The sequence below is a fragment of the Rhizobium changzhiense genome (assembly GCF_013087625.1).
GTDB lineage: Bacteria > Pseudomonadota > Alphaproteobacteria > Rhizobiales > Rhizobiaceae > Rhizobium > Rhizobium sophorae.
The window spans coordinates 290,377-316,795 of the sequence record NZ_JABFCQ010000002.1 but is presented as its reverse complement, the minus strand read 5'-3'; the positions used below and the strand labels follow the sequence as shown (position 1 = coordinate 316,795).

Here is a 26,419-nt window from a genome sequence, read left to right as displayed (position 1 = left end):
CACCTCGCACATAATCCACCTATCCCGCCACACCGACGGCAACGCCAAGATCCAGCGCCCTGACCTCGGTCGAGACGACACGACCGGCTTCGCCGGCCCCCTCATCCGCCCTACGGGCACCTTCTCCCCGCTGGGGAGAAGAGGGAATCGAGACGTTGCGGCATGTCCCCTCGCCCTGGGGCGGACGAAACGCCCCCGGGCTCAGCGGATGATCAATGCCGTCCCGTAGAGCCCCAGCGCAAAAACCGTATGAGCCAGCAGATTGAAGCACCGGACCTTGTTCGGGGTCGGGTGTTTGGAGGCGGCCCAGCCGATGCCGAGGCCCGGCTGCAGCAGGAACCACCCTGCCCCGACGGTGACGATGCCGAAGATCCAGGCGGGAAGAAATGTCGGGGCCGCCAGCCAGGCCGAGCCCATGATGACGGCAAAGATCACCCCATAGAGAATGCCGACGGCGTAATGGCTGATCCAGCCGAGCGCCAGTTCATGGGCATAGGGCTCGGCGTCGGCAATGCTCTCGTGAAAGACCTTGCCGCGGCCAAGGTGCCAGAACCAGCGGCCGACCGGTGCCCAGTTGGGCGCCGACTGGCCGAACTGGGTGAGCAGGATCGCCCAGAGGTCCATGAGGATGGTTGCGCCGGCGCCGATCACCAGGCCGCGCCACAGAATATCGAACATTGGGAATCACCGGAAAACGTTGCGATTGCAGGACGCGACAAGATCATCGCAGACGCGCCGGCGCAATGCCTCCGGTGAATTCAAAGGCCACATAGGGAAGGATTCCGAGGCTAATCCGGCTGCGGTCCGCCCTCGCCTTGCGTTTCTCCCGCGCCATTGCCGATATCGCCACTAATATCCTCGGCAAACTTCCGCATGAGGCGCACGAGTTCATTGAAGTCGTGTTCATCCCAGCTCTCGAAAATGGCCCGGCCCATCCGCTCGCGGGCGACGTCGATGCGATCGGTCATTGCCTTGCCCTTCGGGCTGATGACCGCCTCACGCACGCGGCGGTCGGCGGCATTGCCGCGGCGCTCCACCAGATCGAGACTTTCGAGCTTGGCGACCTGACGGCTGACGGTGGTGTAATCGCGGCCGGCGCGGTCGGCGAGTTCGACCACGCCGATGGGACCGAGCCGTTCGATCGTGACCAGCAGAGGAAACAGGGCGCGATCGAGCGAAATACCCGCCTCGCGGACCATCTGCTCGTCGCGCTGCGGGCGGTTCATGACGCTGACGATCTCGATCAAAGCCCCATGCAGTTCGCGCAGTTTTCCGCTTATATGTGTATTTTGCACATTCTTTGTTGACGTCATGCCGATTCTCCTATTATGTGCATAATACACATATGGAGAGATCAATGACAGAGAATTCCACAGTCGACGTGCTGATATCAGGCGCCGGGGCTGCCGGCCTGACGCTGGCAATCGAGCTGGCAAGGCGAGGCGTATCCTTCCGCCTGATCGAAAAATTGAAAGACCCATTCCGCGGTTCCCGCGGCAAGGGTATTCAGCCGCGAAGCCAGGAGGTGTTCGAGGATCTCGGCATTCTCGACCGGATCGTCGCGCTCGGCGGCGTCTATCCCCGGCAGCGGGAATATCGTGACGACGGTAGCGTCAGCGAATCCGACGCCGTGGTGGGTGGGGAGCCGACGCCGGCCGAGCCCTATCATCTTCCGCTGATGGTGCCGCAGTTCCTGACCGAGGGCGTGATGCGCGAGCGCCTGCTCGAGCTTGGGCATGGCCCAGAATTCGGATGCGAACTCATCGGCTTCGAACAGGATGAGACGGGCGTGACTGCGCGGCTTAAGGGCACATCCGGTGAAGAGGCCATCCGCGTGCGCTGGCTCGTCGGCGCTGATGGCGGCCGCAGCTTCGTGCGCCACGCACTGGATATCGGCTTTCCCGGCAAGACGCTCGGCGTGCGCGCCATGGTCGCCGATGTCATTCTCAAGGGATTGGACCGAGACGTATGGCATCGCTTCGGCGATGGCGACATGCAGCGGCAGATCGCCATTTGCCCGCTCGCGGGAACGGATCTGTTCCAGATCCAGGCACCCATCCCGCTCGAAGGCGAGGTCGACCTCTCCGCGGCAGGCTTGACTGCCCTGGTGAAGGAACGCACCGGCCGCGACGACATCGAGATCCAATCGGTCTCCTGGGCGTCAGCCTTCCATATGAACGCCCGGCTTGCCGATCGCTATCGGCTCGGCCGCGTGTTCCTGGTCGGCGATGCCGCCCATACGCATCCGCCGACCGGCGGACAGGGTCTGAATACCAGCGTTCAGGACGCCTATAATCTCGGATGGAAACTGGCTGCGGCCACTGCCGGTGCTCCCGACGCGCTGCTCGACAGCTACGAGGAAGAGCGCCGCCCGGTCGCCGCCGCCGTGCTCGGCCTGGCGACCCATCTTCTCGACGCCATGAAGCGAGGCGATATGCGGCGCGGCCGCGATGTGCATCAACTCGATATCGGCTATCCCTCCTCCTCCTTCGCGCTGGAAAAGCCGGAGCGGAACGCCGGCCTGCTTGCGGGCGACCGTGCACCCGATGCGCCGCTCAAAGGTGTCGCCGGCCAGCCGATGCGTCTGTTCGAACTGTTCAGGGGGCCGCACTGGACGCTGCTCGGCTACGAGGCCGAGCAAGCCACCGTGCCGCCGCGTGCCGGACTGCACATCCACAGGATCGGCCGGCGCGGAGACGTCATCGACGAAGGCGGGCATTTCCATGATGCCTACGGTCTGGCATCTGGCGACTGGGTGCTCGTGCGTCCGGACGGCTATGTCGGCGCTATCATTGCGTCTGCTCACGCCTGGGCCCTGGAAGCCTATCTCGCAAATGTCGGCCTTGCTGCATAAGCGGCAACTCATAGCGCCACCGCCTCGGCGCGTCTGAAAACAGGCGCGCTGCTGGAGCCGGTTTCAGAAAAAACCGCCGCGATCGCGTGGCACGCCGGAGACGTGCGTCGACGCGGTTTCTCAGCGCGACCGCCCGCCCGCGTCGCAGCGCCCTACCGTCAATGAGAGAGAGATGTGATGAGCGATGAACTGCGTCCGATCGATGCTGCCGCAAGCGCCGCGTCGCAGAAACTTGACTGGCGGCTGATGCTGCCGGTTTTGATCATCGTCAGCCTCGATACCGCCAGCAGCGGCGCCATCCTGCCGATCCTGCCATTCTACCTCCGGAATCTCGGCGCGTCGCCGCTCATTCTCGGGCTTGTCCTCGGTGCGGAAGCGCTCAGCCAGTTCGTTGCCGCTCCCTGGCTGGGTCAACTTTCCGACCGTTACGGCCGCAAGAGGGTTTTGCTCGCCAGCCAGGCCGGAGCGCTGATCAGCCTCTTGCTGCTGGCGCTTGCCAACAGCGTCGTCTTCGTGTTGCTGGCGCGGATCCTGCTCGGCCTGACCGCAGCCAACTTCTCGGCCGCGGCAGCCTATGCCGCCGACAACAGCAGCCTCACCACCCGGCGCCAGGCCATCGGTATTTTGAGTGCAGGCCTCGGCCTTGGCGGAATGATCGGACCGAGCCTCTCCGGATACCTTGCCGACATTTCCCTGACGGCGCCGATCTGGGTCGCGCTTGCCCTGTCGGCAACCAGCATGCTGGTGACCGGGCTTTGGCTGAAAGGCGCCGATGTGGGCGGCCGGTTCGGCAACGACAGCAAAGCGAACGAGACGGTCGGCGAGAAGGTTTCCTTCCGAAGCCTGCTTGCCTCGCCGGTCACCCGCGTCCTCGTCGCGGTTCTTCTCTGCCACTATTTCTCATACGGGATGTTCAGTTCGCAGCTCGCCGTTTTTCTGGCGGATACCTTCACCTGGAACGAGCATGCGTTTGGTCCGAAGGAGTTGGGTTACCTGCTCACCGCCGACGGTGCGATCAACGTCCTGGTCCAGCTTTTCCTGCTGAGATGGCTCGGCGGCACCTTCTCTGAGCGAGGCCTGATCGTCCTGGTCTTCACCATTCTCTCGATTGGCTATGTCACGGCTGGCCTTGCTACCGACATCGCCGCCCTCGCCTTCGCCGTCCTTTGCATCAGCACGGGCGTGGCATTGGCGCGGCCGACATTCGTTGCGGCGCTCTCTGTGCACGTGCCGCAGCAACGCCAGGGCATCGTCATGGGAGCAACGCAGTCGCTTGTCGCCGTCACCGACATCGTCACGCCGGTCCTTGCCGGCGTCATTCTCGGGCAGAGCTTGTATGGCGCATGGATCGGCGCCGTGGTGGCGATCGCACTGGCCGGGGCCGTCATCGCCCGCATTAGGCTCCCCGCGATCGATCCGGAGACGAATGCTGCCGGCGGCTGACGCCTCTTGCCAGGCCTGGATCGCCTCTGTTTCAGAGGGCGTCACGCTCATATCGCGGCGCCCATCCGCGGGCCATCCCGCGGCTCATCACGCTTTCCGCCAACGCCAATTGCTGGCGGAGATGTTTGCAGTCATCGAGCAGCGAGCGTATCGCCGCCTTGGCATTGTCGTCATGCCAGGCAAGCACGGCTTCGACTTCCCAAGCTTGATCGGGCCAAGCTTGATCGGGCCAGGCTTGCTCGAGCCCAGCTAGCTCGATCCCGGCTCGTTCGGGGCGTGCCCGATGGGGTTCCAAGGCTTTTGCCGGCTGCATCAGTTCAGCGCCAACGGCAATTGAACGGGGCGCGGCAAGGGCGGCAGCGGCCGGCTGAGTTCGACCTTTCTCTGCCAGGCGGCACGCCGCTGTTGATCCCGCTCGCGGGCTGCGCGGGACGCTTCGACAAGCGCGAGGGCGTTGGCGATCACCTGTTCCGTATGCGTCATGATCATCTCCAATGTTCCTGTTTTGTTCTAAGTTAGAACTTCGGCAGGAAAAGTCAAGCGTCGGACGATATGGCTTTGAGGATGGGTGGAAGCGCGGAGAGTATTCAGTCCGCCGCTTCTATGACGGCAATGCCGGCCTCCTGTGCCGCCCGGATGAAGGCCGCCCGCACGTGTTCCGGTGGGAGATCGCCGATAATCGCATCCAGGCACGACTTGACGGCCTCGAAATACTCTTCGCCGTCGTCTACCGGCCAGTCGCGCAGGAGCGTGCGCGCGGCGTCCCACACAGAGTTAATAACGGCATAATGGCCGAGCCCCATTGAGGCCAAGCCAACCGGTCGAAAATGTGCCGTCTGTCTCACTTTGCTACAGCTTTTCCCAATTTCGGTGGAGCTATGGAATACGATGCAATTTGCGTGCCGTTGGCAAGCCGCCTACCGGCCGAAGCGTGGCTTTTGATCCTAGAACAGATGATTTTGGACCGGTCGGCCTAAAATCTGAATCCTGTTCTACATTATATAGTTAGACCATGATGTCGTCCGAAAGCCGCTCACACTTTTCGGTATCATGCCCTCGTCAATCATGGCCGTCACAGACGTGTTACTCCAATCCCGGGTCCGGCAGCCGCCGCGCTTGAGAACACGGAACGCTTGAAGATCCCGACAGCTCCCGACCAGTCATTAAGCGACTGATTATGGTAAATATCGGGCTTTCATCCCACGCGCCGCTGATTAAAACTCAGTCTTTCCTTCTATACTCTATAATGATTACAGCAACACATATGCTTTGCTGGAAGCAAAAACCCTCTCTAATCATTCATTGATTGTCCCGGAGGTGGACGGAGTTTCGTCCGGGTCGTACAATGCCTCTCCTGCACGCGGCGGATCTGGGAGGAGCGCGCGATGCCTATTTTCATGGATCGGCACTTTCTTGAAGGAACGACAGCCGCCGACGTTGCCCGGGCACATCGCATGGATCTCGATGTTCAGGACAAATACGGCGTCAAGTTCCTGACCTACTGGTTCGATCAGCGGCGCGGGACCGCCTTTTGTCTCGTGGATGCGCCGGATGCGGAAACCGCGCAATGCGTGCATCGCGAGGCGCATGGCTTCGTCGCCGGCGAAATCGTCGAGGTCGCCTTGTCGGCGGTCGAGGCTTTTCTTGGCCGAATTCATGACCCTGAGCCGGCCCCTGGCCAGTCGTCCAGCGACGTCGATCCCGGCCACCGGGCAATCCTCTTTACCGACATCGTCGGATCGACAGCGATGACATCGCGCCTCGGCGACCGCATTGCGACCGAAATGGTCAGAGCCCATGACGCTATCGTGCGCCGATGCCTTAGCCAGAATTCGGGCCGCGAAGTGAAGCACACCGGCGACGGCATCATGGCGGCCTTCGCCGCGACAACGGCGGCCGTCGAATGCGCCATGGCGATCCAGCGGGAATTCGAGCGTTACAACGGCGGAAACACCGAGCCGATCCATATCCGCATCGGACTGGACTGCGGCGAGCCGGTTGAAGACAGCAACGACCTCTTCGGCTCGACCGTGCAACTTGCCGCGCGGCTCTGCGCGGCAGCCTCTAGCGACCAGATCCTGGTATCAGAGAATATTTTTCGGGAATATGGCGCTGCCGATCTCTTCGCTCACGCAACACGCCGACGGTTCAAGGGGTTCTCGAAGCCCGTGCTGGTCTTCCGATGCGATTGGGCCAATGCCGGCGTAAACTAGGATCTGTTGGATCCAACACCCGACCAAATAGCCGGCTGCCTCTTGGAAGGGCTTGCCGCGACGCTTTGTGGCGAAGAAATAGGCGATCATCCGATCAGAAGATATCGAAACCAGAACGCGCCGCAACTAATGTCACGGCGCGCCCTCCCTGCCATGCAGACTGCCCCCAACAGGCCTATACTCTGACTAAGCATTACCCATTTGATGGTTCATCAGTCCGTCGAATTTGGGGCCACCCTCGACCTTGGCAAGCACGCCAGACATCTTCAGGAACCGCCGGAAATTCTCGCGTGCAGCGCTCAGCGGGAAACGCCCGTTAGCCGTGTCTCTGCATGCCTTTAACAGCGTGTCATATGCCAAACCCCGTTTGTCCTCCGGCCACTCGTCGAGAAAATCGAAGATTTCATCGAGGGAGCTGATCTCATCGATGAAATGTTTGCGGTGAAGCAGAATCGGATCAAACCGAGTTGACGACATAGTATCCTCCCATTTATATTACTTTTTTATGGTGTAATTTTACTGAAAAACCGTGATCTGTTCAAGTCACAATCGAGTCCGCTTGACTATTAACTTCGTGCAACTACTTCCATAGCGACAGAATAACCCGACCAGATTAGCCTTACGCGAATTTGATCATCGGTTGAGGCACGGCGCATCACGATTATAAATTGATTGATCAATCATACGAATGTTTCGACTCAGGTGAGCGTGATCTGGCGGCCAGATGTTTTCGTATATTCTCGTCCTGACATGGTAGATTACAACCATGACAAGCTTGCGAAGAGACGTTCAGATGAGCCGATTTTTTCCATTGGTAGCGGGAGTGCTGATCGGTGTGTCCGCGTTCACGTCTTCCTGCACATCGCCTGCAAGGCAGGATCACCAGGATTTTCAATATCAGCGGGATACATCAGTAAACCCGGCATGCGCGGGTGGATTCAGACCCGGCAATGCTCGCTCGTGCAGCTATTGAAAGACATAGAGCCGAAAATTGGTTTTGCGCCGAAGGTGGCACGCCACAGCAATTGGACCGGTTGGGAACTCCAAGCCCTGCCTCACCGTTAAGTGATCGGGTCACAATGGCCCGACCCTTAAACAGGAGAACGGTTTCCCATGAACAATTTGATCTGGCTTGTCGGCGCTGTCGTTATCGTGCTTGCGATTTTGAGTTTCTTCGGCTTCCGCTGATTGCAGAGGTGCTGATGGCATGCGGCGGCTCAACCGCGTCTTCTTCTCCCGGCGATCATATGGACGAGGGAAGCCGGAGCAAGCGCCTGGTTGAAAAACACTTCACGAAGCGCGCGATTGATCCGCCAACGCCTTCTGACAGGTTTTAAGACGGCCGAGCCGGCTGTTTCACCGCAGGAATTTTCGGTCGTCTGTTGTGACGGTGTTTATGGCATCGGCGATCTGCCCCGCCACTTGCCATCGGAGATACGCGTTCCATATCGGAGAGCTTGAGCATTGGAGGAAAGGGAGACCGACAGTCCTGCGATGTCTTGTTCCTTTCAGTGCACTCGTTCTTGCGGGTTGCAACGGTCAGCAGTCCGCGCTTAGCCCCGCCGGCGAGGAATCGGAGGCGGTTTATCGGCTGTTTGTCGTCATGCTTGTTGGCGGCATGTCGATTTGGGTCGGCGTAACCTTCCTGCTCATTCACGCTGCGCGCCATCGACGGGAAGCCTGGGCGGCGGAGAAGGCTGGCGCGCTCATTGCCTGGGGTGGAGTTGCTTTTCCGACTGTCGTCCTTCTGCTTTTGCTGGGCTACGCAGTCTGGCTGATGCCGGCCATACGGCCTTGGAACCCGCCTGCAGCAAAGGACGGGGCGATCGAAGTGACCGGGGAGCAGTTCTGGTGGCGTATTCGCTATCCGGCCGTCGGCGACCAGCCGGCTTTCGAGACCGCCAACGAAATTCGCCTGCCCATCGGCCGAACCGCGGCCTTTTCTCTCAAAGCAACCGACGTCATTCATTCTTTCTGGATTCCGGCGCTTGGCGGCAAGATGGACATGATTCCGGGCCGGACCAATTTCCTCACGCTGACGCCAACGCGCACCGGCACCTATCGTGCCCCTTGCGCCGAGTTTTGCGGTGCTTCGCACGCCTATATGGCTTTCTCGGTTGTCGTCATGGAGGAGGACGATTACAGCACTTGGCGCAGCAGGCTGATCGATGGCGACGCAAGCGTTGCGGCTGAAGGCCGACAACTCCTGCAGCGCCATGGCTGTGTGGCCTGTCATTCACTCCGTGGACTGCAGATCGCCGGCCAGATCGCCCCGGATCTCTCCTTGATCGGCGCCCGCCTCTCGATCGGCGCAGGTGCGCTTGCCAACACGCCGGAAAACATCGCCCGCTTTATTCGCTCACCGTCGTCGGTGAAACCGGGCGCGAAGATGCCCGCTTTCGACATGCTGCCTGAAGGTGATATCGAGGAAATTGCCCGCTATCTCGGGGGGCTTAAATGACGGAACCGCTTGCTTCGGTCTCAGCCGAAACATCCGCCGCGCAGGAAGCGGAACTTCGGCGCGTCTGGGCCAATCCGAAAGGCTGGCGTTACTGGACCTCCGTCAACAACACTCAGATCGGCCTATGGTATGGATCGGCCGCCTTCATCTTCATGCTGTTTGCCGGCATGCTTGCGCTGCTCGTGCGTCTGCAGCTGGCAGTCCCCGACAACGACTTTCTCTCCGCCGATCTCTTCAACCAGGCCTTCACGCTGCACGGCACAGTCATGATGTTCCTGTTTGCCGTTCCGATCTTCGAGGCGGTCGCGATCTTCCTCTTGCCCTCCATGCTCGGCGCGCGGGAACTGCCTTTTCCGCGGCTTTCCGCATTCGGCTTCTGGAGTTTTGCGCTCGGCGGTGTGTTTGTCTGCGGGTCCATCTTTTTCGGGGCGGCGCCCAATGCGGGCTGGTTCATGTATCCGCCGCTTGCCACCGACAAGCAATATTCCGGCATCGGCGCGGATATCTGGTTGCTCGGCCTTTCCTTCATCGAGGTCGCATCCATCGCCGCAGCCGTCGAGCTCATCGTCGGCATCATGAAATGCCGGGCGCCGGGCATGCGGATCAACATGATGCCGCTCTTTGCCTGGTATCTGCTGATCGTGGCGGGCATGATCCTCTTCGCCTTCCCGCCGCTGATTGCCGGCGACATCCTGTTCGAGATGGAGCGGATGTTCGACTGGCCTTTTTTCGATTCCGCACGCGGCGGCGATCCGCTGCTCTGGCAGCATCTGTTCTGGATTTTCGGCCACCCCGAGGTCTACATCATCTTCCTGCCCGCCATCGCGCTCATGGCGATGATCGTTCCGACCTTTGCGCAGCGCCCGATCATCGGCTATTCCTGGATCGTGCTGGCCGCCGTCGGCACCGGGTTCCTGAGCTTCGGGCTCTGGGTCCACCACATGTTCACCACGGGCCTGCCGCAGATTTCACTGGCCTTCTTTTCGGCAGCATCCGAGGCCGTCGCAATCCCGACCGGCGTGCAGATCTTTGTCTTCATCGCCACCATGCTGGCTGGCCGGGTGATCTTTTCCCTTCCCATGCTCTTTGGCGCCGGGGGACTGGCAATCTTCATCATGGGTGGGCTGACTGGCGTCATGGTGGCGCTCGCGCCCTTCGACTGGCAGGCACATGACACCTATTTCGTCGTCGCCCATCTCCATTACGTGATGATCGGCGGCATGCTGTTTCCGGTGGTTGCCGGAATCTATTATTATTTTCCGCTGATCAACGCGCGAAAACTCTCGGATCGATGGGGCAAGATCGCCTTCTGGCTCATGTTCATCGGTTTCAATACCGCCTTCTTCCCCATGCATCTGACTGGTCTGCGCGGCATGCCGCGGCGGGTCTTCACCTACCCGTCCGACGTCGGCTGGAACCTTCTGAACCTCGTCTCCACCATCGGCGCTTTCGTCTTTGCCGCCGGTGTCACCATCATCGTTGTCGATATCCTGCGTCCGAAACATCGCGAACCGACAGGCGAAATGAACCCCTGGAATGCCGGAACGCTGGAGTGGATCAGCGAGCCGGAAGAAAATTGGGGCGTGCGGTCCATTCCGATCATCAAAAGCCGGTATCCACTCTGGGACCAGCCGGAGCTGATCGACGGCATCAAGGCGGGTAGGTTCTATCTGCCGGACGCGGCCGATGGTCGGCGCGAAACGCTCGTGACGTCGGTTCTGGACGCCGAACCGCTGCAATGCCTGCGGGTCGGCGGCACGTCGCTTCTGACCATCATTTCCGCTTTGGCACTTGGCGGCGCGTTCATCGCGCTAACCTTCCATTGGTGGATCTTGACGGCGCTATGCGCCACCGTGACACTTGCCGCCATCTTGATCTGGCTCTGGACCGGAACCAGCGAGATACCAAGGCAAAACCTCCGGAATATCGGGCTTGGCAAGCAGGTTCCCCTTTACGCCTCCGGCCCGGCTTCGGTCGGCTGGTGGGCGGTATTCATCACCATGGCCGGAGACGGCACGGCCTATGCCAGCTTGATGTTCGGCTATTTTTTCTACTGGACTATCCATCCCGATTTTACGGCAGGATTGCCGGGTCCGGGCAGGCTCTGGCCGCTGATGGCGGCAACGCTCTTTGCGCTTGCCTGGCTTGCCATGCTGTTTGCGCAATACATCAATACCATGGGCCGAGTGGCATCTGTCCGCCTTTGTCTCCTCACCGCCACGTTCCTCACACTTGCCGCCTGCGCCGCCGGTCTGGCGGGTCCATATCTCTACGACATGCAGCCGACGGCGCATGTCTATCCGGCGATCGTCTGGGTCATCATACTCTGGACGGTCATTCATGGCCTCGTTGCCGTGATCATGCAGCTCTATTGTCTGGCGGGTAGTTTTGCGGGTCGCCTGACGGCGGAATATGACGCCGACCTGCGCAACGTCGTGCTCTACTGGCACTTCCTCATCATCACTGCCCTCACCTCCTTCGGAGTGCTGGGCTTGTTTCCGGAGTTGAGGTGACGAGATGCGCCTGATTCCCAAAGAAGCGGAAACGCTCTGGACCCTGTTTACCGGCCCGGTCGTCTGGGCTCTGCATTTTCTTGTCTGCTATGTCGCAGCAGCCGTCTATTGCGCGAAAGCATCGGAGATCGCTTTCTCTTTCGGCATGCTCCGCTTTACCCTGTCGATTGTGACGGTTTTCGCGCTGCTTGCCATTCTCGGCGCCGCCTGGCTCGCCTGGCGGCAATGGGGCTTCGGCAGCGGCGATCCGCCCCATGACGAACCGACGAGGGAAGACCGGTTGCTGTTCCAGGGCTTTGCAACGCTGCTGCTGTCGGGCCTGAGTTTCGTCGCGGTCATCTTCGTATCGGTCCCGCTGCTTTTTATCGAGGCCTGCGCAAGATGAAGAACCTTGCTCTTGTCGCCGGCATCCTTGCCCTTTGTCTGGCGCTGGCGCTTCTTGCGACGAACTGGAACGGCGGATCACTGACGGCGCATATGATCGTCCACATGACGACCGTCGCCATTGCAGCTCCGCTATTGGCGATCGCAGTCAGCGGCAGGCGGCTCGATCCCGCCGTCCATCTGCCTTGGTTCGGGCCGGTACTCGCCTCGGTCGCCGAGCTCCTCGTCGTCTGGCTCTGGCATATGCCGGCGCTCCGTCGGCTGGCGGAAACGCGGCTTGATGCGATGCTTCTCGAACAGGCAAGCTTCCTTCTCGCCGGCATTCTGTTGTGGACCGCGTGTTTCCGGCGTCATGAGGAAGGCACCCAGCGGCTGGCGGGCATCATCGGCCTGCTCTTCACCTCGATCCACATGACGCTGCTCGGTGTCCTGCTGACACTTGCGCCCCGCCCGCTTTATGGGATCGGAGATGTCACCTGTCTCGGTTTCGCGCTCAGCCGTGACACCGATCAGCAACTCGGAGGTGTCGTCATGCTCCTGGTCGGCGCAGCCGCCTATATGCTCGGCGCCATCATCCTGCTTACCGACGTCCTCAAGCCCACGTCTTCAAGGGGCAGCCAATGCGGATAAGGTTGAGACGGATATCTGCCGGCGCCGCAGCACTTGCTGCAGCGGGCCTGTTCGTCGCTTGGGCCGGCATCATCGACATCCGTGCCAGTACCGGGCATTGGCGCGTCACGGACTGGTTCCTGCATTGGGTGATGCGGTCATCCGTGCGCACAGCAGCCCTCGGCGGGCATGCACCACGGTTTACGGCGGCCATGCTGCCGCTTGCCGCAGGTCACTACGAAACCGGATGTGCGGGCTGTCACGGTTCGCCGGCAATGCCGCGACCCGCCACGGTCGAAAACATGCTTCCTCCTCCGCCCGACCTGCAGCATGTCATCGCGACATGGAACGATGCCGAACTCTTCGCGATCGTCAAACATGGCGTGCGCTATACCGGCATGCCCGCCTGGCCTTCGCTGGAGCGGGATGACGAGGTCTGGGCCATGGTGGCCTTCCTGCGGGAATATCCAAGCCTCGACGAGGCCGCCTATCAGCGGCTCGCCGGCTTTTCCGCGACGGCATCCCGGGACTTCGCTGCGATCGTGAAAAGCTGCGAAGGCTGCCATTCGTCGGCAGGCCCCGACGAAACCAGCCTCATCCCGCGTCTCACCGACCAGTCGGAGACTTACCTCCGCGACAGTCTTGAGGCTTATGCGACCGGCAAACGTCCAAGCGGTGTCATGAAGGTTGCGCTCTCGCGGACATCGAGCGAAGACCGAAAAAAGCTGGCAAACTATTTCGCCAACCAGGGCGCAGCCACTGAAACGGGCCGGGATTCGGAAAAAAGAGCTCACGGCAGGGCCCTTGCGGAACGCGGTGACCGGACGCGTGGCATCGCAGCCTGCGCCGCGTGCCACGATGCTGCCGGCGCCAACGAGGCCTATCCACGCCTCGCCGGCCAACCGGTACCCTATCTTGAGAACCAGCTCGGTCTTTTCCGCAGCGGAAATCGTGGCGGCGGCGCCTATGCGGGTGTGATGACCAGGGCTGCTACTGGTCTCAGCGACGACGATATTCAGGCGCTCGCGGCCTATTACGGGGCGTTGCCCCTGGATTGAAGCTTTCCTGCGCGACGCTGGTCGCCGATCGCAAAAAGTGGATGATCACCCCCTCGGCCTTCCTTTACACTCTTCAGGCAGATGGCAAAGGAAAATCGATGGCTCGACTTATGGGTCCAGATCAAGCGGCTCAATCGGAAAAACGGACGACAAAAGCCGATCGGCCGGAGGGTTTGGCGCGGGATGTTACAGCCATCAAGATCGGCGACTGTCTCATCGGTTACAAGGCCGTCCAGCGCCGCATGCGGGCCAGCCGTTGGAACCATTTCCGCGGCCGGATGCGCGAGATCGAAAAACTGATCAAGCATCGCCATGGAGAGATCGTGCCCGAGGCCGATGACGCATTGATTTACATCGAGGTGATCGCCGGTCTCGCCCTTGTCGAATTCAAGGAAGAGTTTGTCGAGGTGGTCCTTGGCTGGGCGGCGCGATGGCTTCCCTGGGCCGGGAAAGCCGACATAGAGGAGGTGATCTACGAGCGGACAAAAGTGCGCTTTTCTGACTTGTCGGCCGACGCGCTCGGCCACGCTCTGCATTTAAGCTACGCGGAACGGAGCGCCCTCGATATCCGCACCATCGGTGCGTTCGATGTGCCGAAACGGAAGAGAGCAAAATTTCAAAAGGAAAAGCGGCGGCAGCGGGACCGAAGCCGAAAAGAGGAGCAACGGCGTGCCGCCGGCGCGCTTTCCAGAGCCGACTATCTCGCCAATTCTTTCAGTCAAGTGCGCCCCTGGGAGGCTTTCGGCATCAGCCGCCGGACGTGGGAACGCCGCGGCAAACCGATGCCGGATCTCGCGACGATATCGGATTGCGATCCGATCTCGCTCGCCGCTTAATCAGCGCTTTTCGGCCTTGAGCCGAGTTGTCCGAACCAGCTATTCACAGCCGCTTGCAGACCATCCTGCGTCCCGTTGCCCACCCACGCCACATATCCATCGGGCCGGATCAACACTGCCGTCGGCGCCGAGACCAAGCCCAGCGCAGGCAGCTCCCATGCGCCGTCATATCCGGCGTCGACCGACCTGACGCGGTCCGACCATGGCGCAATGTCGAAGCTGCCGGGCGCGTCGAGGTTCAAGAATACAGGCCGCGCATCTTGGAGCAGCGCAAAGAGGCGCACAGGACCATCCGCCGTGGTGAGGTCGAGGTCGGGCATGCGTCGGCCGAGCAGCGGATGCCCCTCGCCGAACTCGTAATGGATCGCCAATCCGGACATTTCGGCTGCGATCCGTTTGCGTGGCTCCTCCATGCCAAGCAGCTCCGTCACCACCTCACGCAGGGCTTCGGTGCGATCGTCGGTGCGCTGCAATGCGACCTGCGCCATCGTCATGCGCAACACGCGGGCAGCAACCGGATGCCGCTCGGCGTGATAGGTGTCGAGCAAGGCTTCAGGCGATGTCCCTTTCACCACCTGGGCCAATTTCCAACCGAGATTGACGGCATCCTGCACGCCCGTGTTGAGGCCTTGCCCACCGACCGGAGAATGCACATGGGCGGCATCGCCGGCCAGGAGTATCCGGCCCTTGCGGTAGGCCGTCGCCTGCCTGGACATGTCGGTGAACCTGGAAATCCAGTTGACGCGATGGAGTCCGTAATCCGTTCCGAAGGCGGCAATCAGCGCGTCCCTGAGATCGCCGAGCGTCGGTTCGGTCGTCGCGCCGGCAGTCTTCTCCGGCACCATCACGCCGATCGGACCTTCCTTGGCAAAGACGATCTTGCCGTCGTGGATTTCATACTCCTCCCTGCCGAAGGCGTAGATGCCAAGAGCCGTGCGATGGATGCCCAATGGCGGCTCCTCTTCCATCTCCACCTCGGCGAGAATGTTGCCGGTCGTCGGATCCCATCCTTCAAACGCAATGCCGGCAGCCTTGCGAACCAGACTGCGGCCGCCATCGCAGCCGACGAGATAGCCTGCCCTGAGCGAGGCGTCATCGGAGAGTTCGATGGTGACGCCGGTCTCGTCCTGCGCGAAACCCGTTACCTCAAGACTGCGATAGATCGGCACCGCCAGCTCGCCGACCCAGCCGGCCAGAATGCGCTCGATATGCTTTTGCCGCAGCGCCAGCCCGTAATTGTGCCGGGTCGGAAAATCGCTGATATCCAGACGCGTGACCGCGAATCCCGTGACCTGGGCTATCTGCCCTTCGGCGAGGAACCGGTCGACGATGCCGCGCTGATCGAGAACCTCGAGCGTGCGCGCACTCAGACCGCCGGCACGCGTACCGGCAAGCCCCTGGTCGGGTCGGCGCTCGACAATGGCGACGTCGACGCCCGCCAAGGCCAGCTCGCCCGCCAGCATCAGGCCTGTCGGCCCTGCCCCAGCAACCACGACTGCATGTTCTCTCATCCGCAAACTCCCTTATTTCAATTGTTCCAACGCCATATCTCAAGGTTTCAGAGACCTGGCCGCACGGCCGCCTCCCATCTAATCGGCCCATCGGCCCTGCGCAGATGCCGTTTTTCTCTGTCGCAGGTTGTTCTCCCTATAAATATAAGCTCCATACTGGTTGGAAGGACTTGCGACAGGATTTCGGGCTTGCTCTCCAAAGCCCTATTTGCTGCCACTTGCGGGTCTCTTGCTGTGGAGCCCAAGCTTCTCAATACCGTCCTGACCGGGTGGGCGCTGGATGTGGCAGGCGCCTTCCCTCGTCATCGCTCCTCTCGAAGGGCGATCAATCAATCAATGACTTGGAAGGACGTATGTCACTGTGGAGCCGGAGCTTTTTGCGGAATCGTCTCGGCCGCCGGTCGCTCGGACGGATCGGCGGGATGGCCATAGATCGTGTAGGCGGCGCCCGCCAGCACCCCCAGGACGAGAAGAGCGAGCACGTACAACATCATTCCGCGGATGGCCGTCTTCGGTGTCTTGTCCATCAGGATCTCCCGGATTGCTCAGCGGTCAAATTCACCGCGAGCGCCTTTTGGTTCCGACGCGGCGGTTGTTCACGTGAATAGCCGCTCACGGAACGATCAGGTCCGGATTTGGTTTAACCCACATCCTCATCGCTAGCGGAGGCCATCATGTGGGCAATCCTGACCGGAGCCGCTCTCATCATCGGCGGACTTCTTTTTCTCTTTACGTCGGTGCTTGGTCGAAAACCGAGTAATCCGCATCAAATGCCGCAAGGCGGAACCACGCTGGAGCCCCGGCGCCAAGGCCTCAGGTTCCTCGGGATATCCCAGAACTGGCCGGCGCTCGCGATTATCGCGATTGGCGCCCTTCTCTTGGCGTTTGGCGGATATTCATGACATCCGACAGTCATCAGCCGGCTTAACTCCTTCGGCAGCAAAAACCCGGCTTTCACCGGGTTTTTGTTCGGTCATTACCAAGTCTGGCATTACCAAGTCTGGCGACCGGTCCAGTCATCGATGTCGCGTTTGATACGGTCCTTTTCGATGCCATAACGCTCCTGGATCTTGCCTTCCAGCTGGTCGCGCTTGCCGGCGATCTGGTCGAGATCATCGTCAGTGAGTTTTCCCCACTGCTCCTTGATCTTGCCCTTCGCCTGCTTCCAGTTTCCTTCGACACGATTCCAATCCATGGTCGATTTCTCCTGTTTGTCGATGAGAAGAAAACGGACCGCAGGGGAAGTTGGTTCCAGCCGGCACGTATTGGCGGGGTGGAATTCTCGAAATTCAACCCCTCTTTCCGCGAAATTTATACCGGCGCTTGTCAACTCGTTCATGATTACGAAAAGCGATGCTTCGTGAGGCTCGGGCTTGCGGGAGGTGCGGATAGAATCCCGTGACCCACGATGTCCAAAGAGATGATGACTTCGTCGTGAACGCCGATCATCACGTTAAATCAGATGGTGTGGCGTTTAATGTGCTAAAATACTCTGCAGGCGGAGATGACACAAATCAGGGAGAAAAAACGATGGCCGACTTAGGAGACCGCAAAAAGGCGATGGAGGATCAATACTTCCAAGACGCCGAGAGGTCCATCAAGCTCAAATCGCGCATGGACAGGCTTTTGGCGCAATGGATTGCAGGCCTCATTGGTCGGGATGATGTTGCGGGCTACGGCGCTGAAATCACTGATGCCCGCTTTAAAGGGGGTGGAGACGCTGGAGTTCTCTCGAAAATTATATCGGATCTTCAAGCGGCTGGTCAGAACGTCAGCGAGCAGGACGTGGCAGCAAAGATGAGTGAATTTCTGGTCGAGGCCGCTGGACAGCCTTGAGCACGGAGCGCTCCTGCACTGTGGGCGCGTTCCATACGGTATGTAGCCGTCGACCTCACCAGCCGGCGGTTTTTTTACATGCCCATGTGTCATGTGCCAATCGTGGGCGTAAAGTGCGTAAAAGGCCCCAATCACTGACGCCCTTTACACATACTACAGTATTGATATTGCTTGAAAATTATGGTGAGAGCGTCGGGGTTCGAACCCGAGACCTACTGATTAAAAGTCAGTTGCTCTACCAGCTGAGCTACGCTCTCCCTCTCCGCGGGTGTGACCACCCCGGCTGGAAGTGGGCGGAACATAGGCAGGCGACCAATGCCGGTCAACCGAAAATTTTGCCTTTTGCAAACGTTCGGCACATTTCTTGCGGGCGCCAAGACAATGTCTTGCGTGCAGAGACAGATTTCTTGCGCGCGCAAAAAGGTGATTGGCAATCGCTTGGCTGCAAAGCTAGGAACATCACGCAGATTGCAGCCGGAGAGAATGCGTGTCGATTGCCGATATTTCCCTGTGGAGCGCGCTGATTGCCGGGGCGCTTTCCTTCCTGTCGCCCTGCGTGCTGCCCCTCGTTCCGCCCTATCTCTGCTATATGGCCGGCATATCCGTCGAGCAGTTCCGCGGCGGCGGTGCGGTGGCGGTGGCGCCCGACGTCAGGCGCGGCGTGTTCTTCTCCGCACTGCTCTTCACGCTCGGCTTTGCCACCGTCTTCGTGGCGCTCGGCGCCGGTGCTTCCAGCATCGGCATGGCGCTTCGCCAGCATCTCGACCTCCTGTCGAAGATCGGCGGACTGATCATCATCGTCATGGGGTTGAACTTCCTTGGCCTCTTTCGAATCGGGGTGCTGGCGCGTGAGGCGCGCTTCCAGGGCAGCGGCAAACCGGCGACGCTGACGGGCGCCTATATCATGGGCCTTGCCTTCGCTTTCGGCTGGACGCCCTGCATCGGCCCGGTGCTCGGGGCCATCCTCGGCGTTGCCGCCTCGCGCGAGACGGTCGGCTCCGGCGCCGGGCTGCTCGCCATCTATTCGCTCGGCCTTGCCATCCCGTTCTGGGTCGCCGCCGGCTTTTCCGGCGCCTTCATGCGCTTCCTGTCGCGCTTCCGCCGCCATCTCGGCACGGTGGAAAAGGTGATGGGTCTGTTCCTCGTGCTTACCGGCCTCGCCTTCCTGTTCGGATGGGTCAGCAATGTGGCGATCTGGTTCCAGCAGACCTTTCCCATCCTGATGCAGATCGGCTAGGCCACCGGTTGCCGATTTTCCGGGCCATGTGGCAGGTTGCGTGGGCTCGTCAGAAATAGCGCGGCGCCCACAATTCCGTGCAACTTGCTCTCATAAAAAAGTCAGATGTCAGCGCAGGCGTTTAGTTGCGCCTTTTGTACAGACGTGAGTCTTCGTCTCGCATTTGCCGACTTCAGCTCGGGAATATCCAAATTCGTCTCGTAATCCCAGTTAATGTCCATCTCTATCGCTCAAGCCGGTCCCAAGGATCGGTCTTTGTGTCATCGTGCGAAACGGTCGGATCTCGCTTGTTCAAAGCAACACCGAGGCTGACCCTAAAGCCAATTAATGACGGGTCTGGCAGTCGCTAAAGTTTCTCGACAGGCTCGCCGTTTGGGTTGGGCACCGGCGCCTCTCTTGTATCACGGGCCGGGTGTTTACCATCGTCAGGCTCCGGCGGTTCCTTATGGTCGGGGCGATTGACAGGCTGCTTTGATGGGGCATTGTTCTTTTTGGACATGGCCGGTTCCTCCACAACAGTACGAACCGACTGGGGACATTGAAAGTTCCGAGGCAGCCAAACTGCCAACGCCAGCGCATAAACTTAAGCTGAAATACATCCGGTGGCGCTGGCCGGGCGCGATCCTACTGTCCTCCGAGGAAGTGACGAACGCTTTGTTACCATCTGAAGGCGGCCCCCACTCGGAGGCGGAGCGGTATTCGTCGGCTCTACGGCCGCCATTCCTGGCTATTGCGATCGTCGAGCTCGCGATCTAGGTAGAACGCTGCGCTGATGAGAGCGAGATGAGTAAAGGCTTGCGGGAAATTGCCAGCGAGCTGCGCCTTGGTATCAAACTCCTCGGCATATAACCCGAGATGGTTGGCATAATTCAGAACCGACTCGAAGACCCTGCGAGCCTTCTTGGTGTCCCCCGCTCGTGCGAGACACTCTGCATACCAGAATGAGCAGGCTGAGAAGGCGCCCTCCTCCCCGTCAAGGCCGTCATTACTTCGATATCGGTGCACGACACCGTCGTCCGCTAGTTGGTCGCCGATCGCCGTCAAGGTCGACAGCCACCTCGGGTCCGTGGCACTGACAAACCTCACCAGCGGCATGAGTAGCAGCGAGGCGTCAAGCGTGTCGCCGCCCTTTGTCTGCACAAAGTGCCCCTTCTCCTCGTTCCAGAAGTTTTTCCAAATGTCTTCGTAAATGTCGTTCCTGACGTCATGCCACTTGGAAAAAGGCGCCGCGAGGGATCGCTTGGTCGCGAGACGTATTCCCCGATCGACCGCCACCCAACACATGAGCCTGGAATGGAGGAACTCCTGTGGCTCGCGGCGCATCTCCCAAATCCCGGCGTCAGGATCCTCCCAGTGGTCGCAGACAAACTCCACAACCTTTCGAACCCCCTCCCAGTGATCGTGAGAGATTGCGTGGCCGTATTTGTTGCTCAGATAGATCGAGTCGAGAAGCTCACCGTAGATGTCGAGCTGAAACTGTTCTGAAGCGTTGTTTCCCACCCGGACGGGCGTCGCACCGCCATAGCCGTGCAGGTGCTCGAGGCTGGCCTCATTAGGCACCTCGCCGCCGTCGATCGCATACATGACCTTCAGTCGGCCGCCGGCGTCACATGCCGACGCCCGCTGGCCGATCCAGTCGTTGAATGCCATCGCCTCGTCGCGATAGCCAAGCCTCATCAATGCATACACTGTGAAGGAGGCGTCGCGTATCCAGGTGGCGCGATAGTCCCAGTTGCGGCTGCCACCGGGGGTTTCCGGCAAGCCAAAGGTTGCGGCGGCGACGATCGACCCGTGCTTGCGCGAGGTCATGAGCTTCAACGCCAGTGCAGAGCGATTGACCATTTCGCGCCACCGTCCACGATAGGTCGACTGTCTCGCCCAGTTCTGCCAGAAGGCGACCGTCTGATCTTCCATCTCCTCCGTGGTCGCTTCTTCCACATTGTCGTCACCGTCGTCGAGAATGAAATCAACGCCTTCTCCAGCTTGAAGGGTGATCTCGGCGATAACGCCGCCATCGATCTCGACGAGTGGCACACCAGCCAAGAGTCGTAGAACTTCGCCGTTCGCCTGCCGCCAGATTACAGCGCCCTCTTCCATCTTCGCCGGGAGCTGTCTTCTCGCATATTCGAACCGAGGAGTGCACGACATACGCAACTTCAAACTCCCGCGCGTCACACGAAAGCGCCGTACAACCATGCTCGAGCCGCCGCTACGGCTGTTTTTCACGTACATGAAATCAGTAAGTTCGCCACTTGCCTTGTCGCCCATCCAACGTGTGAGGAGGACGTTCGTATCCGGAAGATACTGCTGCGTCACGCGGGCGCCGGCAAGCTCCGGAGCGATCTGAAACATGCCACCACTTTCCGGGTCGAGCAGCGCGGCAAAAATTGTCGGACTGTCGAAATCGGGCCAACATAGAAAATCGATCGTGCCGTCGGTAGCGACAAGCGCGATCGTCGCCAAATCGCCGATGACGCCGTGGTTCTCTATCGCGCGCGGAACGACGGCTGCGTCCTCCTGGCTACGTTTTGCGGCAACCTTATCCCCGATGAGCCCGCTGTTTGCATCCATGCTGCGTTCCTCTTGGCTGAGCTTCGGATGAAAAGTCCGCAGGGAGCTCGCCACTTCACCGATTTGGCGCTTTGGTTCGAAACGGCAATAGCGAATGAGGTCGCCGGGAGAGGGCCGCAGGCCAATGACCTTGCGTTAACGGGAATAGACAAAATTTGGCCTAGCCACAGCGTTTTCGACTATAGCATAGGTCTCTTCAAGCCCCATAGTCGCAGCAATTCTGCTGGAGCCGAAATCTCTGCCGCAATGACGTAAGGGTCTCCAGATCGTCTCGACTTCGCAGCGTCCCGCATTTTGATTGGAAGCCCGTGCCCCATGTTCCTGACCGAATAGGAGGCCAGCTTCAGACCGTCTGCGGCCCGCCACGACTGCAATCTGCCCCACGGTTTTTCCTCCGCACGTCCGCTGCCTTCGTCGATGCCCTGGACTTCGAGCCACTGTGCTATGCATGCGCTCGCGTTGACCGGGTTCACAGTCCTATCGTCCATGCCCTGCCAGATCGTTACCGCGGGCCACGCCTTGACCTCGGAAGAGATCTTCGTAACAGCTCGGCCCCAGCCGCCGGGCGGCGGCGTCGCGCCCGACTTCATCGCTCGTAGTGCGGACATCGCATCTCGGGCCGATCCGACGGGCATGCCTGCGATGATCGCGGCGCCTGCGAACATTGGGGGATAGATGGCAACGAGCGCGGCCGTCATCGCTCCGCCAGCAGACAATCCTGCGATAAAGATCCTCGAGCGGTCGATGCGATGTCTTTCGCAAGCATGTTCGATCATCTGCTTGATGGAGAGCATTTCTCCGCGGTCTCTGGCGACGGCGCTTGGGCGGTACCAGTTGAAGCATCGTTGCGAATTATTGGCGCTTCTCTGCTCAGGATAAAGGAGAACGAAGCCGCGGTCCTTTGCGAGTTTGGAGAAGCCAGCGGCACTATCCAGGCTTTCGGGTGTTTGTCGGCAGCCATGAAGCACGACCACAAGTGCGGGGTTTTTCGGCAGCCGCGCTGTCGGCACGAAGGTTTTCATGATCAGGCGGCCGGGATTGCTTCCAAATGCGGTCGTCTCGACCAGAGTCGGTTTCGCGGCACGGGGTGTCGACGTCGCGCGTTTCGCCTTGTTTCGCGGCGCCTTGAGGCCCTTTTCGATCAGCCTGCTGAATTTCTTCTGGGATTTGAGGACCCGGGCTAGCGATTTGCCGAAACCGAACTTCATACGCCCACGGTCTCAAGCCGCGACAACAGCGTCCGCAGGCCCGGCTGCGCTGCTTCCCGCAGCGCGGTTTCCAAGGGGAACCACCGTGTCTTTCGGACATGCTTCTCCGGAAACTTGTCCGCGATCCTCCAGACCTTAAGAAGATGGACGGCCACGTGGTATTGGTTGGGACTCGTGTCCTTCCGATAAGAAAACGTACCGAATACGGCCTTGTCCACGACGCCCGTGACCCCGGCCTCCTCGAACGCCTCTCTCAGCGCCGCGGCGCTGCTGGCCTCACCACCTTCGACGTGCCCCTTCGGAATGCCCCATCGACCGTTCCGTCGGCTGCCTACAAAAAGGACTTCAACTCCACCGTTTTCGTTCCGACGGTAGCAGAGAGCACCAGCCTGCGCGACATCGCGACCAGACATGGTTTTCGTAAGTTCCGTCTGGGCTTTTTCGTTGAGCATCGTCCGCCTCCGGTTTCGAAGCCCGCGCAAGCTAGCTGGGCAACGTTGAAGAGTCCAGTTTGCTTCATCACGTCGTGACGCAACCGAACTATGACAGGGCCTCAAGCGTTGAGGAGCGTCCAATCAGAATGGAGCCTGCCTTGCCATCAGAAATCGAAATCAAGCTCGATCTCTCTAACGAAGCCCTTGAGAGCCTTTTAGGTTCCGATCTTCTCGGGGAGCCTGACGAGGCACTGCAGCAGTCTTCGACCTACTTCGAGACGGACGATCGTCGGCTGTCGGAAAAAGGGTTCTCTCTGCGTGTCCGCTCTACCGGCGCTTCCCACGTCCAGACTGTGAAGGCATCCGGACCGGCGAAATCACTGTTTGTCCGTTCGGAATGGGAGACCCCCCTTGAAGGGATGGAACCCGTCCTCGACCATACGAGCCCTCTCATAAGCGAGTTCGGACCGGAACTTGAGGTGGAAGCCGCTTTTAACGTGTTCATTGAACGCCGCGTCTGGAACATCGAGTTGAACGGCTCTCGGCTGGAGGTGGTCGTCGATCGGGGAGAGGTGGCGTCTGGCAACAGGCGCTCGCCTGTTCAGGAAATCGAGGTCGAACTGAAGGACGGCGATCCGAAAGACCTGTTCGTATTTATTCGCAAGAGCGACGCGATCGCACCTTTCCGGTTCGGCATTCAGTCCAAGTCCGAACGGGGTCTGGCACTTCTGGACAGGCAGCAATTCATGTTCAAGGCAGAGCGCCTCGATCTTGAGCGAAACATCAAGGCATCTACCGCCTTTCGAGAGATCGCCGCGTCCTGCTTTCGGCAGTTCCGTCTCAACGAAGAGATCCTTCTCCAGCGACGAAATTCCGAAGCCCTTCATCAGGCGCGGGTAGCTCTTCGGCGTCTCCGCTCTGCGTTCTCGCTGTTCAAACCGCTCTTGACGGGCGACGAGCCGAGCAGGCTGCAGGGGGAGCTTCGCTGGCTCGCTGGCGTCCTAGGTGAAGCGCGTAATCTCGACGTCCTGCTGATGAAGGCGAAGGACTCCGACCTTCGGGCCAAGCTCAAGGATGCCCGCAACACGGCATACGGCGACGCTGTCGAGGCTCTGGAATCGGCGAGAGCGCGCGCGCTGATGCTCGATTTCAACGAGTGGCTTCAATGTGACACCGATCGCGCAGGCGGCGGTGGCGCAACTTCCGAGGACGCGTCGGCTTCGGAGTTTGCCGCGAAGGCCCTCGACAAGATGCGCAAGAAGCTGAAAAAGCATGGCAGTGCGCTGGCTGAGACCGACGACGCGCATCGTCACCAGGTTCGCAAGGACGCCAAGAAGCTTCGCTACGCGGCCGAGTTCTTCGGATCGCTGTTCGACGACAAGCGCGGCGCCCGTCGGCACCGGAAATTTATCGCAGCGATGGAGGAGTTGCAGGACCATCTTGGAGCATTGAACGATCTTGCTACGGGACCGGACGTGCTTGAGCAGCATGGACTGGCCGACCACCCTGCTCGAGATTCTGTCGTTTCCCACGGTGACAAGAATGCGTTGATCCGCATGGCGCAGTCCTCAGTAGATGAGGTCATCGACACGAAACGCTTCTGGCGCTGACATGAGGACGCCACGAACCTTAAGCGAAGGAATCTCGGTCTATCCGGCACTGCCGAGAACGTCGATGAACATCGAGCAGACAGATGAATGAGATTGACGTCTATCCGAAGCCGATCCAGCAGTATGGTGCATTGTGTTTCCGAAACACAGCCAAGGGGCCACAGGTGCTTCTCATCACGACGCGGGAGACGAGACGTTGGATGATCCCGAAGGGATGGCCGATAGCAGGTCTGAAGCCGCGCAAGGTGGCAGAACGTGAGGCCTGGGAGGAAGCTGGCGTGATCGGGAGGGCGAAGAAGAAGCCCTTCGGCGAGTTCCTCTATGACAAGCTGATGCAGGACGGAAGTGGAGCGCGACCGGTCGTTGCCGTCTTCCTACTGGAGGTCCGCCGTAGCCGAAAGCGCTTTCCAGAAATGGCGCAGCGAGATTCCGTGTGGCTGACGCCGATTGAGGCCGCCCGCCGCGTAGAGGAGCCGGACCTTGAGCGCCTGCTGCTGAAGTTCGGACGAATGGTCGAGCGCGGGGGACGACTTCCCTAGCTCGACGGTCGCGGATTATCGATCTCGGGAATTTCGGTTCCGCCTTTCGTCAGCCAAGAGTTCCTGGAATGTGAACTCGTCTCTTGCCTGCCGCAAGGTCACAGGCCTGTCGCAATATGGGGACGCCCGTGTGGCTGCCGAAAACGCGGCCCGTGCGACCGGGACGCCCACGGACGTTGCGAAAATCGCAACCAACGGTCTCACGTTGCGGGATCGCTCATTGGTCAAGGGGCACTCCTCAGCACTCGCAGAACATCTGGCATCCGCCCACCGACCCTGCCATAAATGAGCTTCATCGAGGGAGGCATCGTGATGCAGAAGAATGCGCCGGACTTCAGCCTTGAGGGCAAGGTGACTTTGGTGACGGGAGCGAGCCGTGGCATCGGTCGAGCTTGCGCACTTGCCTGTGCCGCAGCAGGCTCCGATATTGTTTTAGGGGTCCGCGATGTCGCAGCGTCGGCGAGCCTGGTTGCTGAACTGGAGGGCGCGGGACGAAAAGTTCTGCCCGTTGAACTGGACATTCCCAATAAGGCGCATATCGCACAAGCGGTCGACGCGGCGCTTGCGACGTTCGGCCGGATCGACGTCCTCGTCAACAATGTCGGCGTGGCTCCGGGCAATCTCGCGGAACTCGTCGAGGAGAAGGACCTTGACGAGATACTCGATGTCAACATCAAGGGCACCTTTCTGATGACCCAGGCTGTGGGCCGTCAGATGATCAAGCGTAATGGGGGCCGGATCATCAACATCAGCTCACAGGCCGGTACCGTGGCACTGCGTGGCGAGGCAATCTATTGCATGAGCAAGGCGGCAATCAATCACCTCACGCGCTGCCTTGCAGCCGAATGGGCACGCTACAATGTCACCGTAAATACCGTATCGCCGACGTTCATCCACACCGATGGCACCGCACCTTTTCTATCCGATGCCGACAATCGCGAAGCGACGCTTGGTCATATCCCGCTCGGCCGGATCGGCGAAACCGATGATGTGGTGGGCGCCGTCGTCTTCCTCGCATCACCGGCTGCGAGCCTGATCACCGGCGCTAACCTGCTGGTGGACGGTGGATGGTCCGTCGCCTGAAATCACCGAGGAGTCGATT

At 60.1% G+C, this 26,419-nt stretch carries 28 protein-coding genes and 1 tRNA gene; 15 read left to right on the top strand and 14 right to left on the bottom strand.

Annotation, left to right across the window (positions count from 1 at the left end; all coding sequences use genetic code 11):
* Nucleotides 1-201 precede the first annotated feature (201 nt).
* Both G9X68_RS10975 and G9X68_RS10970 read right to left on the bottom strand, forming a co-directional pair.
* Nucleotides 202-678 carry a DUF2938 domain-containing protein gene (locus G9X68_RS10975; protein WP_171602391.1) on the bottom strand — a complete coding sequence of 159 codons (477 nt, stop codon included), beginning with the start codon at nucleotides 676-678 and terminating at the stop codon, nucleotides 202-204.
* A 110-nt stretch (nucleotides 679-788) separates the two neighbouring features.
* A complete protein-coding gene (locus G9X68_RS10970) occupies nucleotides 789-1,313 on the bottom strand; it encodes a MarR family winged helix-turn-helix transcriptional regulator (RefSeq protein ID WP_171602390.1) in 525 nt (174 codons plus the stop codon).
* A 44-nt stretch (nucleotides 1,314-1,357) separates the two neighbouring features.
* Here G9X68_RS10970 and G9X68_RS10965 point away from each other — a divergent pair, with 44 nt between their 5' ends.
* Entirely contained in the window at nucleotides 1,358-2,854 is a 1,497-nt protein-coding gene (locus G9X68_RS10965; RefSeq protein ID WP_171602389.1) for an FAD-dependent oxidoreductase, read from the top strand.
* A 177-nt stretch (nucleotides 2,855-3,031) separates the two neighbouring features.
* Entirely contained in the window at nucleotides 3,032-4,297 is a 1,266-nt protein-coding gene (locus tag G9X68_RS10960; RefSeq protein WP_171602388.1) for an MFS transporter, read from the top strand.
* A gap of 31 nt (nucleotides 4,298-4,328) precedes the next feature.
* Here G9X68_RS10960 and G9X68_RS10955 read toward each other — a convergent pair whose 3' ends face one another.
* The 3 genes from G9X68_RS10955 to G9X68_RS10945 all read right to left on the bottom strand — a co-directional run bounded on the left by G9X68_RS10955 (nucleotide 4,329) and on the right by G9X68_RS10945 (nucleotide 5,142).
* Nucleotides 4,329-4,610 (bottom strand): hypothetical protein, encoded by a 282-nt coding sequence (locus G9X68_RS10955; RefSeq protein WP_171602387.1) that lies wholly within the window; start codon nucleotides 4,608-4,610, stop codon nucleotides 4,329-4,331.
* Nucleotides 4,610-4,780: a hypothetical protein gene (locus G9X68_RS10950; RefSeq protein WP_162039352.1), complete on the bottom strand. Its 171-nt coding sequence runs from the start codon at nucleotides 4,778-4,780 to the stop codon at nucleotides 4,610-4,612. The genes G9X68_RS10955 and G9X68_RS10950 overlap by 1 nt, the downstream gene beginning before the upstream one ends.
* Before the next feature lie 104 nt (nucleotides 4,781-4,884).
* A complete protein-coding gene (locus tag G9X68_RS10945) occupies nucleotides 4,885-5,142 on the bottom strand; it encodes a DUF982 domain-containing protein (protein ID WP_011651896.1) in 258 nt (85 codons plus the stop codon).
* A 540-nt stretch (nucleotides 5,143-5,682) separates the two neighbouring features.
* Between G9X68_RS10945 and G9X68_RS10940 the strand changes: the two genes are divergently transcribed.
* On the top strand, nucleotides 5,683-6,510 hold the full coding sequence (locus G9X68_RS10940) for a nickel-binding protein (protein WP_171602386.1): 828 nt from the start codon (nucleotides 5,683-5,685) through the stop codon (nucleotides 6,508-6,510).
* A gap of 186 nt (nucleotides 6,511-6,696) precedes the next feature.
* On the opposite strand, the gene G9X68_RS10935 is transcribed toward G9X68_RS10940, so the two are convergent.
* Complete coding sequence (locus G9X68_RS10935; RefSeq protein ID WP_171602385.1) at nucleotides 6,697-6,987, bottom strand: DUF982 domain-containing protein; 291 nt, start codon at nucleotides 6,985-6,987, stop codon at nucleotides 6,697-6,699.
* Nucleotides 6,988-7,918: 931 nt separating this feature from the next.
* Here G9X68_RS10935 and coxB point away from each other — a divergent pair.
* The 5 genes from coxB to G9X68_RS10910 are packed head-to-tail and all read left to right on the top strand — an operon-like array spanning nucleotide 7,919 to nucleotide 13,535.
* Nucleotides 7,919-8,971, top strand: a complete 1,053-nt coding sequence (gene coxB / locus G9X68_RS10930; RefSeq protein ID WP_425328640.1) for a cytochrome c oxidase subunit II — start codon at nucleotides 7,919-7,921, stop codon at nucleotides 8,969-8,971.
* Complete coding sequence (gene ctaD / locus G9X68_RS10925; protein ID WP_171602384.1) at nucleotides 8,968-11,484, top strand: cytochrome c oxidase subunit I; 2,517 nt, start codon at nucleotides 8,968-8,970, stop codon at nucleotides 11,482-11,484. Before coxB ends, ctaD begins: the two co-directional genes overlap by 4 nt.
* Before the next feature lie 4 nt (nucleotides 11,485-11,488).
* Nucleotides 11,489-11,869 carry a hypothetical protein gene (locus G9X68_RS10920; protein ID WP_171602383.1) on the top strand — a complete coding sequence of 127 codons (381 nt, stop codon included), beginning with the start codon at nucleotides 11,489-11,491 and terminating at the stop codon, nucleotides 11,867-11,869.
* Nucleotides 11,866-12,498, top strand: a complete 633-nt coding sequence (locus G9X68_RS10915) for a cytochrome c oxidase assembly protein (RefSeq protein WP_171602382.1) — start codon at nucleotides 11,866-11,868, stop codon at nucleotides 12,496-12,498. The genes G9X68_RS10920 and G9X68_RS10915 overlap by 4 nt, the downstream gene beginning before the upstream one ends.
* Nucleotides 12,489-13,535, top strand: a complete 1,047-nt coding sequence (locus G9X68_RS10910) for a c-type cytochrome (RefSeq protein ID WP_171602381.1) — start codon at nucleotides 12,489-12,491, stop codon at nucleotides 13,533-13,535. Before G9X68_RS10915 ends, G9X68_RS10910 begins: the two co-directional genes overlap by 10 nt.
* Here G9X68_RS10910 and G9X68_RS32300 read toward each other — a convergent pair.
* The gene (locus tag G9X68_RS32300; RefSeq protein ID WP_342355332.1) at nucleotides 13,511-13,849 is read right to left on the bottom strand and encodes a hypothetical protein; all 339 of its coding nucleotides are present in this window, start codon (nucleotides 13,847-13,849) and stop codon (nucleotides 13,511-13,513) included. The genes G9X68_RS10910 and G9X68_RS32300 overlap by 25 nt on opposite strands.
* On the opposite strand from G9X68_RS32300, the gene G9X68_RS10905 reads away from it, so the two are divergent.
* Nucleotides 13,730-14,371, top strand: a complete 642-nt coding sequence (locus G9X68_RS10905; RefSeq protein ID WP_342355329.1) for a hypothetical protein — start codon at nucleotides 13,730-13,732, stop codon at nucleotides 14,369-14,371. The two genes, G9X68_RS32300 and G9X68_RS10905, sit on opposite strands and share 120 nt — an antisense overlap.
* Here G9X68_RS10905 and G9X68_RS10900 read toward each other — a convergent pair.
* Both G9X68_RS10900 and G9X68_RS10895 read right to left on the bottom strand, forming a co-directional pair.
* A complete protein-coding gene (locus G9X68_RS10900) occupies nucleotides 14,368-15,882 on the bottom strand; it encodes an FAD-dependent monooxygenase (RefSeq protein WP_171602379.1) in 1,515 nt (504 codons plus the stop codon). The genes G9X68_RS10905 and G9X68_RS10900 overlap by 4 nt on opposite strands.
* 356 nt (nucleotides 15,883-16,238) lie before the next feature.
* Nucleotides 16,239-16,409: a hypothetical protein gene (locus tag G9X68_RS10895; RefSeq protein ID WP_012757375.1), complete on the bottom strand. Its 171-nt coding sequence runs from the start codon at nucleotides 16,407-16,409 to the stop codon at nucleotides 16,239-16,241.
* A 147-nt stretch (nucleotides 16,410-16,556) separates the two neighbouring features.
* Between G9X68_RS10895 and G9X68_RS10890 the strand changes: the two genes are divergently transcribed.
* Nucleotides 16,557-16,784: a hypothetical protein gene (locus G9X68_RS10890; protein ID WP_171602378.1), complete on the top strand. Its 228-nt coding sequence runs from the start codon at nucleotides 16,557-16,559 to the stop codon at nucleotides 16,782-16,784.
* A gap of 89 nt (nucleotides 16,785-16,873) precedes the next feature.
* On the opposite strand, the gene G9X68_RS10885 is transcribed toward G9X68_RS10890, so the two are convergent.
* The gene (locus tag G9X68_RS10885; RefSeq protein ID WP_129420829.1) at nucleotides 16,874-17,077 is read right to left on the bottom strand and encodes a CsbD family protein; all 204 of its coding nucleotides are present in this window, start codon (nucleotides 17,075-17,077) and stop codon (nucleotides 16,874-16,876) included.
* A gap of 203 nt (nucleotides 17,078-17,280) precedes the next feature.
* On the opposite strand from G9X68_RS10885, the gene G9X68_RS10880 reads away from it, so the two are divergent.
* On the top strand, nucleotides 17,281-17,718 hold the full coding sequence (locus tag G9X68_RS10880) for an ATPase inhibitor subunit zeta (protein WP_342355323.1): 438 nt from the start codon (nucleotides 17,281-17,283) through the stop codon (nucleotides 17,716-17,718).
* 181 nt (nucleotides 17,719-17,899) lie between these two features.
* On the opposite strand, the gene G9X68_RS10875 is transcribed toward G9X68_RS10880, so the two are convergent.
* Nucleotides 17,900-17,975: transfer RNA gene (locus G9X68_RS10875), tRNA-Lys, on the bottom strand.
* Between the two features lie 230 nt (nucleotides 17,976-18,205).
* Here G9X68_RS10875 and G9X68_RS10870 point away from each other — a divergent pair.
* A complete protein-coding gene (locus tag G9X68_RS10870; RefSeq protein WP_171602377.1) occupies nucleotides 18,206-18,955 on the top strand; it encodes a cytochrome c biogenesis protein CcdA in 750 nt (249 codons plus the stop codon).
* Between the two features lie 708 nt (nucleotides 18,956-19,663).
* Here G9X68_RS10870 and G9X68_RS10865 read toward each other — a convergent pair.
* From G9X68_RS10865 to G9X68_RS10855, 3 genes are all read right to left on the bottom strand, one after another.
* Entirely contained in the window at nucleotides 19,664-21,526 is a 1,863-nt protein-coding gene (locus tag G9X68_RS10865) for a glycoside hydrolase family 15 protein (RefSeq protein WP_171602376.1), read from the bottom strand.
* Nucleotides 21,527-21,705: 179 nt separating this feature from the next.
* Complete coding sequence (locus G9X68_RS10860) at nucleotides 21,706-22,734, bottom strand: extracellular catalytic domain type 1 short-chain-length polyhydroxyalkanoate depolymerase (RefSeq protein ID WP_171602375.1); 1,029 nt, start codon at nucleotides 22,732-22,734, stop codon at nucleotides 21,706-21,708.
* The gene (locus G9X68_RS10855; RefSeq protein WP_171602374.1) at nucleotides 22,731-23,186 is read right to left on the bottom strand and encodes an NUDIX hydrolase; all 456 of its coding nucleotides are present in this window, start codon (nucleotides 23,184-23,186) and stop codon (nucleotides 22,731-22,733) included. Before G9X68_RS10855 ends, G9X68_RS10860 begins: the two co-directional genes overlap by 4 nt.
* Nucleotides 23,187-23,314: 128 nt before the next feature.
* Here G9X68_RS10855 and G9X68_RS10850 point away from each other — a divergent pair, with 128 nt between their 5' ends.
* The 3 genes from G9X68_RS10850 to G9X68_RS10840 all read left to right on the top strand — a co-directional run bounded on the left by G9X68_RS10850 (nucleotide 23,315) and on the right by G9X68_RS10840 (nucleotide 26,400).
* On the top strand, nucleotides 23,315-24,778 hold the full coding sequence (locus tag G9X68_RS10850; protein ID WP_171602373.1) for a CYTH and CHAD domain-containing protein: 1,464 nt from the start codon (nucleotides 23,315-23,317) through the stop codon (nucleotides 24,776-24,778).
* A gap of 83 nt (nucleotides 24,779-24,861) precedes the next feature.
* Nucleotides 24,862-25,317 carry an NUDIX hydrolase gene (locus tag G9X68_RS10845; protein WP_171602372.1) on the top strand — a complete coding sequence of 152 codons (456 nt, stop codon included), beginning with the start codon at nucleotides 24,862-24,864 and terminating at the stop codon, nucleotides 25,315-25,317.
* A 312-nt stretch (nucleotides 25,318-25,629) separates the two neighbouring features.
* A complete protein-coding gene (locus G9X68_RS10840) occupies nucleotides 25,630-26,400 on the top strand; it encodes an SDR family NAD(P)-dependent oxidoreductase (RefSeq protein WP_171603050.1) in 771 nt (256 codons plus the stop codon).
* Nucleotides 26,401-26,419 lie beyond the last annotated feature (19 nt).